Genomic DNA, 17,081 nt, shown 5'->3' with positions numbered 1-17,081 from the left:
CCGTTGGCGGTAAACTGATGCAGTACGATACCATTGCAGTAAACACCATTGTCGCCAACAGAGAGGGCGAGGTAAGTTCATGTGATATTCCTTTCTGCGATGATTTATCTTTGTTTAACCAACACTATCTGCGACTTACCAAACAAGTGGCTGAAAGTTGCGTTAATCACGACTTGACGGAAAGCATGGTTATCGGGACTTCCGCATTGGCACAATATGAAATAGACGGTGCAGTCGGCATGTATAGCGGCATTTTTAATAATCCGTTTCTTATTTGGGGCAAATACAAACACCGCCTACTGAAAACGACACTTACCGTTTCTTTCCAGTTCCACCACACGCAAATGGACGGGGTGCACGCTTCCCGATTTTTGGACGGGATTCAGAAAGAAATTGATAATCTGAGAATATAAGTTTAGGGAAAACGCTATCTTTGCATCTCATAACAACAACATTCAGATGATAAATATCTTTTAAAGCAAATATTATGACAACAAAAGCAGCATTTATTTACATTGCGCCTGAGAATGATTACAAAACGCACAAAGCATTTATTGATTCTCCTGTCGTTAATCTGACGGTAGTGGGTGTAAAAGACTACGAAGAAGCTGAATATGTAGCTAAAGAGTTGGTAAAGGAAGGCATCACTGCTATTGAACTTTGTGCCGGTTTTGGTCTCAATGGCGTAGCGCGTGTTAGCAAAGCAGTCGAAGGAAGGGCTTTAGTTGGTGTTGTTAGGTTTGATCTCCATCCTGCGTTTAATCACCAAAGTGGAGATAGCATATTCTAGTTAAAATCCTCAGCGATTTAACTAAGTTCGTATTTCAACTATAATAAGATTGATACTGGCGAAAGAAACCAAAAGAGAGCTTGTTTTTTCTTTCGCCAGTATTGTATTACATATTACACATAAGCAATGATTCTATTTGGCATTACTTGTTAACCATTCCTTAGCCATTTCTGTCAGTCGGTATTGTTGTTTGGGGTGCTTCGGCTGATTTGGATAAAGGCGTTCAATCAATCCTTCTTCCAATGCGGGGGTAATATAGCTCTCGCGAAAATACTTTAAGTCTTTAATATCACATACATCCGCCATATTCCTCATTGTCATGTAAGAATCTTCCATTTTTTGAATAAGCAGTTCCACTTGAGGGGTACTTAGGGGGTATTTGCCCCCTCTGTTATCTTTTTGTCTTCTTTATCATTCTCTATGATATCAGATTTGAAATCAGACCGCTTGAACGTGATTGTAACGAAGCCCCCATCAGAAGACCATGTAGGAGTTTCCATTCCTTGCGTCGTTACTTTAGTTTACCCAACAAGTATAGCTAATATTTATCTCAAATTCATATTTGTTTTTCCGAAATTATCACTACATTTGCAGATATGGTCAATTTATTGCTATTCTTTAAAATAAAACAAGTGTGGAAACAGAAAGAATAAATAGAATAAAAGTAGTATTGGTTGAACAAAATAGAACAGGGAAATGGTTAGCAGAACAACTCCAAAAGAATGAAGCTACTATTTCTCGTTGGTGTTCCAATACTTCACAACCATCATTAGAAATGCTTGTCAAGATTGCAACTGTTTTAAATGTAGAGCCAAAAGATTTAATAAATAACCTGAAAGGTGCTTGATTATGGGAACAAATTTTTTCACAAACGAAAAAGAGAATACTCTTCTTGAAAAAATTGAAGGAGTTTTCAAGTATAAAAAAGTACATTTCTTTGATGCACTTGTTGGGTATTTTAGGGCTTCCGGTTATTTTAGAATCCGAAAATTCATACAACAGACCCCATATATTAGAATTTTGGTTGGTATAAATGTCGATAAGCTTACCTATCAAGCAAATCAACAGGGATTATTATTTAATCCTAACGCTGAACAGTCCCAAGAAGAGTTCTTTAACGACATTAAACGTAATATACAAGAGGCGAAATACGATAAAGAGGTCGAGGATGGCATGTATCAGTTTATAGAGGATATAGTAACTGGTAGAATAACCATGCGAATTCATCCAAAACAAAACATTCATGCCAAGATATATATATTCCGTGAAGAAGTATATCATCCTCATGGTTATGGATCGGTCATTACAGGTTCCAGTAATTTGACTGAGGCTGGACTAGAAAAGAATTTCGAGTTCAACGTGGAACTACGCTATGATGACGACATACAGTTTGCCACCGAAACCTTTGAAAAACTATGGGAAGAGTCTGTAGAAATAGACATAACACACATAGAAAAGATAAAGAGTGATTCATATCTTAATCCCAACTTTACCCCTTACGAAGTATATCTAAAATTCTTATTAGAATACTTCGGCAAGAGTATTGACTTTGACCCTAACTCTGTATCCGATTTGCCTACGGGATATAAGAAGTTGTCATATCAAATAGATGCAGTCAATGATGGATATGTCAAGATGATGAAACACAATGGTTTTTTCCTTTCCGATGTTGTCGGATTAGGTAAAACCGTTGTATCTGCCCTTATAGCAAAGAAATTCTTTTTCTCTAATGGATTTCCAACACATCGTTCTCATATATTAGTGATAGTTCCTCCTGCAATGAAAGATAACTGGGAGGAGACTCTTGCAGAGTTTAAACTAGACAATTTCAGAATCATAACAAACGGAAGTCTTCATAAGATTAAGAATCCTGAATTGTATGATTTGATTATTGTTGACGAAGCGCATAAATTTAGAAGCGACACGGCATCAATGTACAACGAATTGCAGAAGTTGTGTAAGACTAAGACAAAACGCTATGATGGCAGTTTGCACGACAAGAAAGTGATACTCGTATCAGCCACACCACTTAATAATAAGCCTGAAGATATAGCCAATCTTGTATATTTGTTCCAAGACTCTAAGGATAGTACCTTAGAGGAGGGTAACCTGCAGCGATTCTTTCGTGAGCATATTGACAGGTACAACAAGCTAAAAAAGCAAAAGGACTTAACTCTTATCGCTGATGAAGTCAAGGCTATATATGAGAGAATACGCATTAAGGTTGTGGAGCCATTAACAGTACGTCGTACTCGTACCGACCTAATGGAAAATGATGCATATCGCAAAGATTTGGAGGAACAGAATATCCACTTCCCTGATGTCAGGTCTCCTCGAAAGATATATTATCAACTGGATACTGAATTAGAAGCTTTGTACGACAAAACTATAATGTATCTAAGTGATAAAATAAACGGTCTTAAATATTACAGATACCAAGCAATAAAATACTTGAAGTCACCTAAGAAAAGCAAGTACAAGAAGGCTGATATGATCTCTATCCAATTGGCAGGCATTATGAAGACTTTGCTTGTCAAACGAATAGATAGCAGTTTCTATGCATTTAAGCAATCATTGCATCGATATTACGAGGCCAACAAAGTGATGCTTAATATGTTTGGCAATGGTACTATATACATCGCCCCTAATCTAAAAGTCAATGAATTACTTAGTGAAGATAAGGAAGACGAGTTGATAAAGCTTATTGAGGAGGCAAAATACACTGACCCGACAATAGAAGTCTGTGCACCTGATGATTTTGAAGATGGCTTTGAGGAGGGAATTAAGGCAGACAATGCTATTCTTAAGGAATTGGTTTCTATGTGGGATGCTGTAGATGTTGATCCTAAGTTAGATATCTTCATCCAATACCTCAAAGATATTTTATTGGATAAATCCATTAATCACGAGGGTAAGCTAGTCATATTCTCAGAATCAAAAGAGACCACAAAATATCTCTATGACTCTCTCAGAAATCATGGTTTGGGCAAAATTATGACGGTACAGAGTGACAATAGAGACATCCAAATGCCGCTATTGAAGGAGAACTTCGATGCCAACTACAAAGGTGACAAGAAGAACGATTATAACATAGTTATTTCCACCGAGGTTCTTGCCGAGGGAGTAAATCTCCATCGTGCAAATGTTATTGTAAACTACGATACGCCTTGGAATTCAACAAGGCTTATGCAGCGAATAGGCCGTGTGAATCGTATCGGTAGCACTGCCAAAGAGGTATATATTTTCAACTTCTTCCCAACATCCAAAGTTAATGATGACATTGAATTGGAGAAGAAAGCGAAAATGAAGCTCTTTGCCTTTCATGCAGCATTGGGCGAAGATAGTCAGATATATTCTACTGATGAGAATCCTGAGAGCTTCGGTTTGTTTGATAAGGATGTAGATGAGGAACGTGATGAGAAATTGCGCTACTTGATGTGGCTTCGACACCTTAAACAAGATGATCCTGATTTGATTAAACGAATCAGCAAACTGCCATTGAGAACCCGCACAGGTCGCAAGAGTAAGTTTATACCCGGAAGTACTATCGTGTTTATTCGTAATAAACGACGTGATGCGTTTACATTTATTCGAGAAGATGGAAGCATAGAGGAACTTACCTTCTTGGAAGCCGTGAAAGAATTTGAAGCCCGTATAGACGAAAAGCCTATACCGCTCCATTCTATGCATCACGAGCAAGTGAAAACTGCACTTGACGCATTTGCCACACAAGAAGAAGCGACCAAGGCAACAAGACAAAAAGTTAATCCTGCGCAAGGTCCTAACGAAAAAAAGGCTATAGCTTATCTTGATGGTTTTGCAAGTATTCCAAACATTACGGAACAAGAACTTGAATTGATTAATAAAGCAAAACGAGCTATCACAACTGGTAAATTCCAACAGTTGCAGCGAGATATAAATAAACTGAAAACAGTAACAAAAAAAGCTCCTGTCAAGCCAGTTATTTTACTTGATCAATTAATAAAGATTATATCAGCATATCCATTGGAACATGTCCAAAATGGAAATGTCGATAAACAAGTAGATATGCTTAAAGTATCGAAAGATTTTATACCTGAAATTATTATTTCAGAGAGTTTTAATATGTAATAAAGTATCGTTATGAATCAAGCATATTTGAAAAATATACTATCTACAAGATTTGATTTCAAAATTTGGAAAGATTTGTTGGAAAAGATTTTCCCCAAAGTTGAAATCTTCACAAGTGTTACTAAGATTACGGATTCACATGTTAAGGATGGTGGCCATGCGGGAAACATCCGTTTAGATGATGGACGTTCATTGGCTATATTCGATTTTGAAGTTGCAGACAATGTACTTATTCCACGCAACCGTAAAGATTTGCGTAATATTGCGGCTAATTTTATAGACCAAGATAAGTTTCATGGAGCATTAGCATTCTACCATTCACAAGACAAAGATGACTATCGTTTAACCTTTATTGCGAAGCAGACCTATTTCAATGAAAGTGGAGAACTGGTCAAGAAGGAAACTGCCCCTAAGCGATATACATTCTTGTTAGGCAAGAACGAGCCTTGCACTACGGCTGCAAGCCGACTTATAGAATTGGCTAATAAGAAGACATCTGAATCTATCTATTTGACAGATGTTATTGATGCATTCTCTGTCGAGCGACTCAACAAAGACTTTTTTAGAGAATACAAGGAGCAATACTATGCATTCTTGAAAGAGATTGGCAATACAAAACCACATCGTGATTATGTCAAGAAGCTATTAGGCCGTTTGGTATTCTTGCAGTTCTTGCAAAAGAAAGGATGGATGGGTGTACCTGCATCTAACACTAAATGGGAAGGTGGAGATAAAAAATTCCTTAGTAATCTCATTGATAAATATCTTAATAATAATAGGTTGTTAAGCGATATTTTAGAGCCATTATTCTTTGGAGTTTTAAATACTAAGTCGGAAGAACGTGTTGCATTGTTTACAAAGAAAAGATGGGATTTATCTCTTTTAACAGAGTTTGAGGGTATTCCATATCTCAATGGTGGACTCTTTGACCCCGATGATACAGATAATCTAAGCATTGATTTTTCATATACCTACTTCAAGGAATTGATGGATTTTTTCTCTCAATACAACTTCACCATTGATGAGAACGACCCCGATGATAGCGAGGTAGGTATCGATCCTGAAATGTTGGGACATATTTTCGAAAATCTATTGGAGGATAACAAAGACAAAGGAGCATTCTACACCCCAAAGGAGATTGTGCAATATATGTGTCGCCAAAGTGTGATACAATACCTCAAAACTCACGAGCCATCAGAGCAATATGCCGGACCTATTGAGCAACTTATCAATGATGGAGTGGTGAATCCTATACTCCAAAGCAAGGACATTGCGATACGATTTACCCGGTTACTTAAAGAGATTAAAGTATGTGATCCTGCCATTGGATCGGGAGCATTCCCTATGGGTATCCTTTATGTATTGTATCACGCAATACATCATTTACATTCACACGCAGAGCCTCATGGGAACTTTGATTCTACTAACACGAAACGTGATATAATCCAAAATAATATCTTTGGCGTTGATATCGAACAGGGTGCTGTTGACATTGCACGTTTACGTTTCTGGTTGGCATTGGTTGTTGATGCAGAAAAGCCGCAGCCACTTCCCAATTTAGATTATAAAATAGTTTGTGGCAACTCCCTATTGAATTGTTATGACATAAACGAACCTTTGGATGATGTTTTCAAAGAGTATAACGTTGGCTGCGAAGAAGATGAGCGGATGTCGCTTGAAAAATACAAACAAATGGTTGCAGAATACACAAATACTTCCGATCATAACACGAAAGAGCAATTCAAAAGTACCATTAACGATATTAAAAGTGTGTTCCGTTCAGAATTGACTGATAAGGAAAGAAATAAGCTAACAAGGCTTAAAAAGAAAATCAATAATCTTGAAGCTCCAACATTGTTTGAACGTATTCAAGAAGAAATAGCTTTGCTGAAAAAACTAAAGAAACAGCTAAAAGACTTAGAAACAGAATTTGATGAGATTGAATGCAACAAACTTTATGACGATGCATTTGAATGGAGATTCGAATTCCCTTCACTTCTTGACGATAATGGAAACTTTATGGGATTTGACCTGATTATTGGCAATCCACCTTATTTAAGAATACAAGGAATAAGGGATGTCAATCCTTTGTATGCAGATGAACTGGTAAACAAATACAAGGTTGCCACCGGCTCGTTTGATTTATATGCAATATTCGTAGAGCGAGGCTTGCAGTTAATCAACAGCCGTGGAATAGTAAATTTCATAATGCCTATGAAATGGACTAATGCGGCTTTCGGGAAGGGACTGAGAGGTTTGGTGGCAGAACACAATGCAGCAAATAAAATCATCAATTTTGGAGCATATCAAGTATTTAACGCTTCAACTTACACGGCATTGCAATGGTTTGTCCCAAACAGTGAAGCATTGCATTATTATGAACTTGATCATAATTTGGAGACAAATCAAGAACTAGGACAATACTTGAAATCCATAGACAAAGAATCAGCATCAGAAATCCCTGCAAAGAAATTTGATAAAAACACTTGGGTGCTGACAGTAGGACAGACAACAAAGATTCTAAAAGAAATAGAAAAGCATTCTCGGTGTATTGGTGATATCTTTGACAGGATATTTTGTGGACTACAAACGAGTAAGGATGATGTGTATTTCTTGTATGAATGCGCAGAACAAAATGGTTTGATAATTGGCGAATCAAAGCATCTTAAATGCTGTGTTAAGATTGAACGTGGTTTGGTAAAACCTTTGCTTAAAGGAGAAGATGTTCATCGTTATGACAGTATTAAGACTAATCGTTATGTAATTTTCCCATATAAGATAGAGAATGGGAAAGCAGTACTATATACGGAAAATGAATTGTCCGTCCTATATCCCTATGGATATGCCTATTTGAAGGAATGTAAAGAAGAACTGCGAAACCGCGAAAAGGGACGATTGCGTAATGATGACTACTGGTTCAGATATATTTATCCAAAGAACCTTGTTCTGTTTGACAATGAAAAACTTGTTGCGCCAGATATCTCAATGGGGGGAAATTTCGCATTAGATACAAAAGGCGAATTTTATCAAACGACAACAATATACGGATACATAAAAAAAAGCGACATTCAAGAAAACTATAAGTTCTGGATGGCTCTGCTAAATTCTCGTCTTTGTTGGTGGTTTTTGTCAAACACAGGAACAGTTTTAGCAAATGGATTCTTTAGATTTAAACCCGATTATATAAAACCGTTTCCTGTACCTGAACCTCAACAAACGAGTAAAGGTGAAATAATCATTGAAAAACTAGCAGATTTCTTGCTTTACCTTTATGACAAAGACAACGCTGACATTCTTACTCATACAAGTAATAAGAGGTTGGCAACGCATATTGAGGAGATTGTTGACATGATTTTCTATGAACTATATTTCGAGCAACACATGAAAGACAATCTGATAGATGTAATCTCGGATTTGAACAACTATGACTGGAGTGGTATATCTAATGTTGATACAACAATAGAATCATTCTACAAATGGTATCAGCAATCAGAAAATATGGTTCGGCAAAAGATAATGTTATTAGATACCAGAAGCCATAATTTTATTTATCAAATTCATAGAACAGCCACAATATGAGCAAGATTAATACATTAACATTGTCCAACTTTAAGTTTTTCGGTAAAGAAAAAGTAATAAATATCAGTGGCAACCACTTGCTTTTGTATGGAGAGAATGGAAGCGGTAAAAGTTCATTGTTTTGGGGAGTCTATACCCTATTGGAAGCATCTTTCAAGAGATCGGTTGAAACAGATAAATATTTTCAGCCCTTCGGAATCAATGAGGAATCATTGGTTAATATCTATGCAACAAAGCGAACTTGTCCTATTACAAACAAGGAACATTGTGATTCTTGTATAAAGATAGAAACAGACAACAATGCAGAATATGTATTGTCTTTATTGGATAGTGCTATTTGTGGAAATACTGATGTTCAAGAATCACGTAAGGCAACTGACTTTATTAATTATCAGTCAATCTTTAAGTTTCAGGATTTTAAGAATAGTGAGACACCTGATTTGTATGAGGTTTTTAACTATTCTGTATTACCTTATGTAACTTTCCCCTCGTTTCCGATAAAAGGCAAAACCTTAACGAATGCTGGCTCAATGTGGGAAGAGTACAAAAAAGGACCGGGAACGACAATAAACCATAACGGTGATACAATACAAGTATATAAAAACAGTCCTGAATACTCTGACTTTTTGGATTTTGAAAAACATTTTAATGACCAATTTGTAAAGCTGATAGATTTTATAAATAGCCATGCGTCTGATTATGTTAAAAAACTTGGCTACAACATAGAATTTGAACTGAAATATACCCCACCCACTCATATTAAGAAAGATAAAAATTATGAATGGACATCTTTCCATATAGATTTGGCGATAACAAGTTACAACAATCAAGCCGTTCAAATAAAGAAGCCACAATCGTTTCTTAATGAGGCAAAGATGTCAGCAATAGCTGTTGCCATTAGATTGGCAATCATAGACCAACGAATAGGTACAGCCGTTCCAGACGCATTAAAAGTATTGGTATTAGATGATTTAATGATAAGCCTTGATATGAGTAATAGGGATAAACTTATGGACTTGTTGCTGGGCGATTTTGCTAATAGATATCAAATCTTATTCTTTACCCATGACCTAAACCTATATAATTTTGTAGATTGTAAGATTAGAGAGCATAAAATGAGCTCTCAATGGCTGAAGAAAGAAATGTACGTTGGAGAAGACGAAACTACCAAGTACGAATTTCCTATAATTATAGATGGCGAAAACGATTCATTATCCAAGTCAAAGAAATATTATGCAGCAAACGATTACACTACATGTGCATTATATATTAGAAAAGCGTTGGAGGAAATTGTAACAGAATATTTACCCGATGAATATTGTAAAAATGCAGAAGGACGTTTTGTAGAATTAAATGTTTTGTGGAAGAGATTATTACAATATACAAATTCAATTCCAGAGGATATCAAAAAACGTTTTTCTCGCTCAAGACTAACCATACTAAATCCATCTGCACATTATCAGAAATTATCATATCCCATTTATAAACGTGAATTATACGATGCAATAAAATTAATTGAGGATCTCAAAACGATATCTATAAAAGTAAAAATATTGCTTGTTGACAAAGATTGCCACCTTAAATTTGTCCATCCTCTACACAATTATTCTTTTGAGTTTAAATTAAAACAGGATATGATTAGAGGTAAAGAAGAGAATCCTCTTTGTATTATTGATACATGGCAATATGACGGGATTATGTTATATGATTTTATTAATGGGAATCATGGAACACTTCCAGTGGTAAAAGAAACAAGGCTTAATAAGATGATTGAAAATCTTATGAATATTCCTAATTTAGGAATAACGAAAGATATGTTCTTACAGAACACTAAGCTTGATAAAGGAACATTAAAAGACGCATTATCTTAATTATAGTTTAATATGCAAAAGCTAAAGTTTGATTCAACGTCATCTATTAAAGGTGTTTTATTCCAATTCCTTATTGCATTAGAACGATGTTTTGAAATGCAAGAAGGACAAACGGTTTATATAGAAACTTATGGTGATGTATCTGTACTAGGAAATCTGCCTGATAGCAAACAGATAGAATCAAAACTTTATAAAAAATCATTAACTGATTCCGACAAGAATGTATGGAAGAGTATTTATAACTGGACGAGTGAAGATTTTCCTATTGACACCTTTAGTTCGCTTGTATTATTAACTACCCAAAAAGTTTCTATAGAATCTGCATGGTTAAATTGGAATAAAGAAACTCCATCAGAAAGGATAAAAGCTCTTAGGAATATCAAAAAGAATTTTGACTCACGAAAGAGAAGAAATAAGGATTTAGCAACATACATGGATACCATTTTTGATGACAAGAATGCAACGAGACTATCACAAATAACAAAAATGTTATACATTGATAGTGTAAATATGGATGGAAGCCAATACTATAAATACATTCAAGAAAAGTATTGTAAGAACATCCCCAATATACAAAAAGGGAAATATATAAATCATATGTTTGGATATATACTTAATCCAGAGACCGTTAGTAGAAACTGGAAGATTACATACGCTGATTTCACGAGAGAAGCAGAAGATATAACAAAAACATTAGTGGAAAATACAGCAGTGTTCCCTGCAAAAATAAAGTTAGCAGATATCAAGAGAAATGACTACGATGGTTATGCCTTTGTCGAAAAAATTAAGGATATTAAATATGAAGATATTATTCCTGAAGCTATTGATGATTATGTACATACAGCAAATGTGATTCAGCAGGAATTAGAAAAGTCTGAGACAAAGAAAAATTCACTATTACAATATGAAGAGAACTTGATTGGGAGTTATACGGCGAAATATAGAAAAGCATCAAGAAATTACAAAGATGGTGAGCAAATAGCCAGATCTCAAGACTTTTATGATGAGATGACGGGAAGTAGCGATATAACTTTTCACACATATAATAATGTGGATTTATATTTCCATAATGGTATGCTTCATATGATAGCAAACGAAAAAGATGAATTAGTATGGTTATTAAAAGGCAAAGCCAATGAGTAAGTTTGTTGAAAATATATCAACACTACAAAATAATACCTTTATTCTAACTCCGTTGCTTGTTTCTTTTTATAGAAACATAAAACCAACGGAAAAGAATATGTTATTAGCTTATTTTGTATTTCCTTTAGTTCTTAACAATGAGTTCGTAGAAAAGATTCAGCGAATAACTACCGCATCTAATCTGAGTAGAATAACAAAAGATAAAGATATTATGGCCGGATTTGAAGAACGTTTCTATTATTATAAAGAGCAAACAAATAAGTGTTTGCAATATGCTATTGATTGTAAATATATTGATATTGATAAGAATCTTACAGTAACCGTAATCAATGATGATAACATGCTGACGGATGCTCGCTTGAATAAGAATCTAATTCTTGCCTCACAGCTATATAAGATTTTTTCAAAGAATGTTATTAATACCTACTATGCATTTGGAATAAAAGCGATATGAGAAGTTATATTAAATATATGGGTATTATTGATCAATATGATAATTGTCATCATATTGATATGCACGAAGGTCTGAACATTATAACTGGTAGATCTTCTACAGGGAAAAGTGCTATAATAGAATTGTTTGATTACTGTACGGGAAGTGCAGATAATACTATCCCTTCTGGTGTCATTACAGAGAATGCACGTTTATATTTTGTCGTATTATACAAAAACGACACTCAATTAGTAATTGCCCGTGAGCAAGCCGAAAAACCAAGAAAATTATTTTTCAAAATTGAACCTCAAAATTTGGAAATAGAAAATTTGAATAGTTCTTACTTTGGCGATGAGTATTTTTTTGATATAAATACGTTCAAAGAAGAATTGGGGCATTTTTTCGGACTTGAAATATCAAATATGGATGATACTGATAGCGGCATAAATCGAAAAGTAACAAAAAAAGGACATCCCTCTTTTCGAAATATGATTTCATTTATGCTACAGCATCAAAACCTAGTTGCTAATAAACATTCCTTATTCTATAGATTTGACGAAAAAGAAAAACGAGAAAGGGTTATAGACGAGTTTAAAATATTTGCGGGACTTGTCGACCAACAATATTACACCTTATCTCAAGAGTTAGATGAATATCGGATAAAATTAGAAAAATGTCAAAATGAACAAAGTCGTTTTGAAGCGACTAAAAAAGACAAGTGTTCATATTTGGATGCGTTAAGAAAAGAGTATCATTCCATTAGTGGAAATGAATTATTCGCAGGAATAGATAGTATGCATTTGCTTAATGCACCTCAAATATATCTTGATAAATTAAAAGAATACATAGCTGTCGTAAATGAAAGTTCCGAACAGTACAAATTTCAATATACAGAAATAACGAGAAAGAAAAATTCATTACTAGCTCAAAAAAGGAATATTACACTTAAATTGGAAAAAGTAATATCTTCTATTGAATATGCAAAATCTTATGCGAAAGCTATTGACAGATATAATCCTATAAAAGAGGCTATAAAAAGCAACTCTGTCTGCCCTTTTTGTCATAATATAAATGGTGGAACTATGGTGGAGGCAAATAAATTGACAGAGGCGATAAATTGGTTAAATTCCGAGTTACGGAAGTCTCCGATGAGGATAGATTCTTTCCTACCACAAAAACGCGAGTATGAAAATGAACTGCAGGAAGTTAATCAGCAAATTCAACTTTTAAATAGTGAAATAGCAAAAATAACTGAAATCAATAGAAATCTAGAGAATAATAGGTCTCTGGAAGAACAAGCCTTAAAGATAAGGCTTCAGGTTGAAAATGAATTAGACTGGTCTCGAAATAAGGCTATCGGTTTCGACAAAAACAATACTGATGATATAAAGAAACGAATAGAAGATTTAGAAAGAGTATTGCAACAAAAATATAATGTTGAACATAAATTGAGAGAGGCAGAAACTTTTATAAATCGTACAATGAATGAGATTGGTAGTAAATTAGATTTTGAAGCATCATATAAGCCTATCAACCTTTGTTTTGACATACATACTTTTGAATTATATCATTTAAAGGATAATAGGACAAAAGTATACCTCAGATCTATGGGAAGTGGGGCTAATTGGCTATACTCTCATATCTGTTTATTTTTATCCATACTCAAGTATTTTGCGTCATTGGGGGATAAAGCGAAGGTTCCATCTATTTTATTCTTGGACCAACCTAGCCAAGTTTATTTCCCTGCGACTATTGACATTAATGAGGAAAAGTTTGATGCAGAGAAACTAAAGCAATTAGAAAACAAATCTGCAGATGAGGATCTTAAAGCCGTGACTAATCTTTTTTTACAAATCATCAATGTGATAAACTCTATAAATGAAGAATTTGGGTTTATGCCTCAGATTATAATATCTGACCATGCCGATTATTTGGATTTAGGAGAATATGATTTTAACGATTATGTTGTACGCAGATGGCGAGGGAAAAATCAAGGTTTTGTAGATATGCTTAAAATACAACAATCAAAAGAAATCGACAGTAGTAATACACAAGAAAATGATTAATCAATATGGATGATGAAAACAAAATAATACTCTATCAAGACGACAACGAAATAACTCGTGTGTCGGTGCGCTTTGCTGATGCGGATTTGTGGCTAACACAAAATCAATTGGCAGAAATTTATTGCACTACCCAACAAAACATTAGCCAACATGTGGACAATATATATAAGGACGGAGAACTTGCCATAGAAGCAACTAACAAGAAATTCTTGTTAGTTCGACAAGAGGGTAATCGTCAGGTAAAACGTAACATTGACCACTATAATCTTGATATGATCATAGCATTGGGGTATCGTATCCAGTCTCAGGTTGCAACACGCTTCCGTCGTTGGGCTACCCAACGGCTTCACGAATATATCCAAAAGGGCTTTACAATGGATGATGAGCGATTGAAGCAAGGTGGAAACCGTTATTTTCGAGAGTTGTTGCAACGCATCAGGGATATTCGTAGTAGTGAGCGCAACTTCTACCAACAAGTCACAGATATTTATGCTACAGCCACAGACTATGATCCTCGCGATGAAATGACAAAGATGTTCTTCGCCACCGTGCAAAACAAGTTGCATTACGCTGTCCACGAAAATACGGCTGCTGAAATCATATACAATCGTGTGGATAATGAAAAACCGTTTGTAGGCATGACTAACTTCAAGGGAAACTATGTGACTAAGGATGATGTAAAGATTGCCAAGAACTATTTGTCTGAGATTGAACTTCAACGTTTGAATCTGCTTGTGTCCGGTTTCTTGGACTTTGCTGAGTTCCAGGCATTGGAAATGAATCCTATGACGATGAAAGATTGGATAGAAGCACTGGATAACCAAATTATAGCACACAAGCGAAAGGTTTTAATTGGCAAAGGAAATATTTCGCACAAACAAGCGATTGAAAAGGCAGAAAAAGAGTTTGCCATCTATCGCAAACGCGAAATGGAACTGCTTGAAAGCGATTTTGATAAGGAAATCAAAAAATTGAAAGATAACAATGGTAAAAGTTCAAAGTAATTCATTACCTTTGCCTTTGGAAACCTTCACGCAACCATGCGCAAAACAACGCAAGTCATTGGTGGAGCAATCGGAGGAGATTACAGTTGAGTAGCTTTTGGAAAAGAATGATATTAAACCACTTGGAATTAAATAACGATTCCTGGTGGCACCACTTTTTAAGAAAGCAAAACGATGTAAATCCCTGAATTTTAAAGAGGTTCAGGGATTTTTCTTTTCCAAGAGTAAGCAAAATTAGTGGGATTGAAGCAAACTATACGTCCTTATTTGTAGATAATAACTGAAAAGTACTCCACTTAGTAATTGAAAAGTATACCACTAAGTGCCTCTGATTAGAGTGTTCAAATATAGTTGTTTTTCATTGGATTTCAACATTTTTTGTGTTTCTTTCATGCGATACGATTGTTCATTCATGTTTATCAGATACGCTTTATGAGTAAGCCTATCCACGATTGCAGCCACCAGCACCTTGTCTTTGACAATCTCTCCCCACCTGCTAAAGGCTAGGTTTGTAGTGACAATGATTGTTTTTTTCCTGCCTTGAGTGATAAATGGTTAAACAGCATTTCTTCTCCTTCCTTGTCACAGCTGACGTATCCAAACTTGTCACAAATAACCATATCATACCTTTGGAAGCGCAACTCGAGTTGCCTGAGACTTTTCTGTGAGCGGCATTCCCTTATTTGTGTAAGCAAATGGGATACGGAAGTAAAAAAGACGGTATATCCTTCCAAACAGGCTTTGATACCTAGTGCTATAGACAGATGTGTCTTGCCTGTTCCGGGATTTCCACAAAATACAATATTACGTCCCTCGTTTATAAATTCCAATGTTTCCAGGCAGGGTAATGCCGTTTGTGCATCTTTAGGCAGTTCTTCCCTCTGCAGTTCCTGAAGGTATTTAAGCTCCGGGAATCCGGCCGTCCTGACCCGCTGTTTTCGACGATTCTCCAGGTGCACGTCCATTTCCTTGCTGAGCAGCCTGCATATAAACGTGCGATAACTCCAGCCCTCTTCCGTGGCCAAAGAGATAAAATCCTCCAGTTCATCCCTGAGAACAGGCTGTTTAAGTTCCTTGGCGTAGTTAAAGGCTCTTTCCTCATTTAGATTTTCCATCTGTAAATCATTTAAATCAAGTTCCATATGATTGATTTTAATTAATTGTCGGGACTTCATTCATACTATTCCCTGTATCCATTATGCGGGACAGATCCATCAGTATCCTCATGGAGCCATCCTCTATCTGTGAAGATTCGTTCTGAAGATGCCCGCCCGGGCAGATTGATTCGTCGCCTATGCTTTCATCCAGACCGGCGGCATGCATCCTCGTTTTGATCTGATCGGCAGATACACTCTTTAAACCGCGCTCGGCCAATACATCATATGCTTCTACAATATCAGTGTGGGTAAAATTATGATCTTTGGCATACTGCAACAAGAATACAAAATCCCTGGCTTTGTCTGTAAAATGCTTATGGAACAATGCCTGTATCTTGACCGACATTTGTTTCAGGGCCAACGAAGCATTCAAGGCTCCCGGTTTACGTCCCAGTGTGGTCAGGTAATGTTCCAGTTTGACAGACCATCTTTTGGCCCCGGAACATATGCGCTCATGTACGGCCACTTTGTCGTTATTATAGAGGATGACAAGTTTCTCGGAGTTATCTTGACGGTAACGGTCTTGCCAACCAATGTATCGGGAACCGAGCAATGTGAGCATTTCATGCACTCGTTTTGTTGTATGTCAACGGATATGAAGTGGAGCGTGGAGATGCTTGCAACTCTTTTATCTCACGGATGTGATAAGAGTGAACTTGTAGTATTATAACAATTAGTCGTAAAATCTGTGCCGTAAAGTATCCTTCACCAAAGGATAGTATAACCAAGCACCACATGATCTGATCTTTTCACATCCGTGAAGTGATCTTTTCACCTATGTGATACAGTCGTTTCATGCTTGTGAAAAGATCGTATCACAGATGTGAAAAGATCTTTACATGTAGATGGGCAAACTACTGCCGATAATACTTTTATCTAAAAGGAAGGCTCAACCGTAACAAATCCTCATCGTACGCCCTTTAAACGG

General features: G+C 35.9%; 13 protein-coding genes and 1 pseudogene. 10 read left to right on the top strand and 4 right to left on the bottom strand.

The genetic code is table 11. The features are described from left to right. Positions 1 to 413, top strand: a 413-nt coding sequence (locus tag E5342_RS09380) for a CatA-like O-acetyltransferase (protein ID WP_135959268.1), incomplete at its 5' end; no start/stop codon positions are given. Positions 414 to 487: 74 nt separating this feature from the next. After that, positions 488 to 790, top strand: a complete 303-nt coding sequence (locus E5342_RS09375; RefSeq protein ID WP_036618105.1) for a DUF6506 family protein — start codon at positions 488 to 490, stop codon at positions 788 to 790. Positions 791 to 922: 132 nt separating this feature from the next. Here E5342_RS09375 and E5342_RS09370 read toward each other — a convergent pair whose 3' ends face one another. Next, positions 923 to 1,147: a Fic family protein gene (locus E5342_RS09370; RefSeq protein WP_135959267.1), complete on the bottom strand. Its 225-nt coding sequence runs from the start codon at positions 1,145 to 1,147 to the stop codon at positions 923 to 925. 11 nt (positions 1,148 to 1,158) lie between these two features. After that, positions 1,159 to 1,290: a hypothetical protein gene (locus E5342_RS19995; RefSeq protein ID WP_282593907.1), complete on the bottom strand. Its 132-nt coding sequence runs from the start codon at positions 1,288 to 1,290 to the stop codon at positions 1,159 to 1,161. A gap of 134 nt (positions 1,291 to 1,424) precedes the next feature. On the opposite strand from E5342_RS19995, the gene E5342_RS09365 reads away from it, so the two are divergent. From E5342_RS09365 to E5342_RS09330, 8 genes are read left to right on the top strand one after another with little or no spacing between them, the layout of a single operon-like run. Next, complete coding sequence (locus tag E5342_RS09365; protein WP_135959266.1) at positions 1,425 to 1,637, top strand: helix-turn-helix transcriptional regulator; 213 nt, start codon at positions 1,425 to 1,427, stop codon at positions 1,635 to 1,637. A 2-nt stretch (positions 1,638 to 1,639) separates the two neighbouring features. After that, positions 1,640 to 4,900 carry a helicase-related protein gene (locus E5342_RS09360; RefSeq protein WP_135959265.1) on the top strand — a complete coding sequence of 1,087 codons (3,261 nt, stop codon included), beginning with the start codon at positions 1,640 to 1,642 and terminating at the stop codon, positions 4,898 to 4,900. Between the two features lie 12 nt (positions 4,901 to 4,912). After that, positions 4,913 to 8,479 carry an Eco57I restriction-modification methylase domain-containing protein gene (locus E5342_RS09355; protein WP_135959264.1) on the top strand — a complete coding sequence of 1,189 codons (3,567 nt, stop codon included), beginning with the start codon at positions 4,913 to 4,915 and terminating at the stop codon, positions 8,477 to 8,479. Further along, a complete protein-coding gene (locus E5342_RS09350; protein WP_135959263.1) occupies positions 8,476 to 10,350 on the top strand; it encodes an AAA family ATPase in 1,875 nt (624 codons plus the stop codon). Before E5342_RS09355 ends, E5342_RS09350 begins: the two co-directional genes overlap by 4 nt. A 12-nt stretch (positions 10,351 to 10,362) precedes the next feature. Beyond that, a complete protein-coding gene (locus E5342_RS09345; protein ID WP_135959262.1) occupies positions 10,363 to 11,493 on the top strand; it encodes a hypothetical protein in 1,131 nt (376 codons plus the stop codon). After that, positions 11,486 to 11,947: a three component ABC system middle component gene (locus E5342_RS09340; protein WP_135959261.1), complete on the top strand. Its 462-nt coding sequence runs from the start codon at positions 11,486 to 11,488 to the stop codon at positions 11,945 to 11,947. Before E5342_RS09345 ends, E5342_RS09340 begins: the two co-directional genes overlap by 8 nt. Continuing rightward, positions 11,944 to 13,992, top strand: a complete 2,049-nt coding sequence (locus tag E5342_RS09335; RefSeq protein ID WP_135959260.1) for a DUF3732 domain-containing protein — start codon at positions 11,944 to 11,946, stop codon at positions 13,990 to 13,992. Before E5342_RS09340 ends, E5342_RS09335 begins: the two co-directional genes overlap by 4 nt. A gap of 5 nt (positions 13,993 to 13,997) precedes the next feature. Next, entirely contained in the window at positions 13,998 to 14,996 is a 999-nt protein-coding gene (locus E5342_RS09330) for a virulence RhuM family protein (protein ID WP_135959259.1), read from the top strand. Between the two features lie 318 nt (positions 14,997 to 15,314). On the opposite strand, the pseudogene istB reads toward E5342_RS09330, so the two are convergent. After that, positions 15,315 to 16,111 (bottom strand): annotated as a pseudogene (gene istB / locus E5342_RS09325) (IS21-like element helper ATPase IstB). A gap of 37 nt (positions 16,112 to 16,148) precedes the next feature. After that, entirely contained in the window at positions 16,149 to 16,715 is a 567-nt protein-coding gene (locus tag E5342_RS09320) for a hypothetical protein (protein ID WP_135959258.1), read from the bottom strand. Between the last annotated feature and the right edge of the window lie 366 nt (positions 16,716 to 17,081).

Source organism: Parabacteroides distasonis (genome assembly GCF_004793765.1).
GTDB classification, from domain to species: Bacteria; Bacteroidota; Bacteroidia; order Bacteroidales; family Tannerellaceae; genus Parabacteroides; species Parabacteroides distasonis_A.
Note: the sequence above shows the minus strand (reverse complement) of the source record. Positions and strands in the feature narration are given on the sequence as shown.

Coding starts and splice junctions, on each gene's coding strand:
- E5342_RS09320 (WP_135959258.1), bottom strand. CDS start 16,715: ATGCTCACATTGCTCGGTTCCCGATACATTGGTTGGCAAGACCGTTAC.
- E5342_RS09345 (WP_135959262.1), top strand. CDS start 10,363: ATGCAAAAGCTAAAGTTTGATTCAACGTCATCTATTAAAGGTGTTTTA.
- E5342_RS09340 (WP_135959261.1), top strand. CDS start 11,486: ATGAGTAAGTTTGTTGAAAATATATCAACACTACAAAATAATACCTTT.
- E5342_RS09350 (WP_135959263.1), top strand. CDS start 8,476: ATGAGCAAGATTAATACATTAACATTGTCCAACTTTAAGTTTTTCGGT.
- E5342_RS09375 (WP_036618105.1), top strand. CDS start 488: ATGACAACAAAAGCAGCATTTATTTACATTGCGCCTGAGAATGATTAC.
- E5342_RS19995 (WP_282593907.1), bottom strand. CDS start 1,290: ATGGAAACTCCTACATGGTCTTCTGATGGGGGCTTCGTTACAATCACG.
- E5342_RS09355 (WP_135959264.1), top strand. CDS start 4,913: ATGAATCAAGCATATTTGAAAAATATACTATCTACAAGATTTGATTTC.
- E5342_RS09360 (WP_135959265.1), top strand. CDS start 1,640: ATGGGAACAAATTTTTTCACAAACGAAAAAGAGAATACTCTTCTTGAA.
- E5342_RS09335 (WP_135959260.1), top strand. CDS start 11,944: ATGAGAAGTTATATTAAATATATGGGTATTATTGATCAATATGATAAT.
- E5342_RS09330 (WP_135959259.1), top strand. CDS start 13,998: ATGGATGATGAAAACAAAATAATACTCTATCAAGACGACAACGAAATA.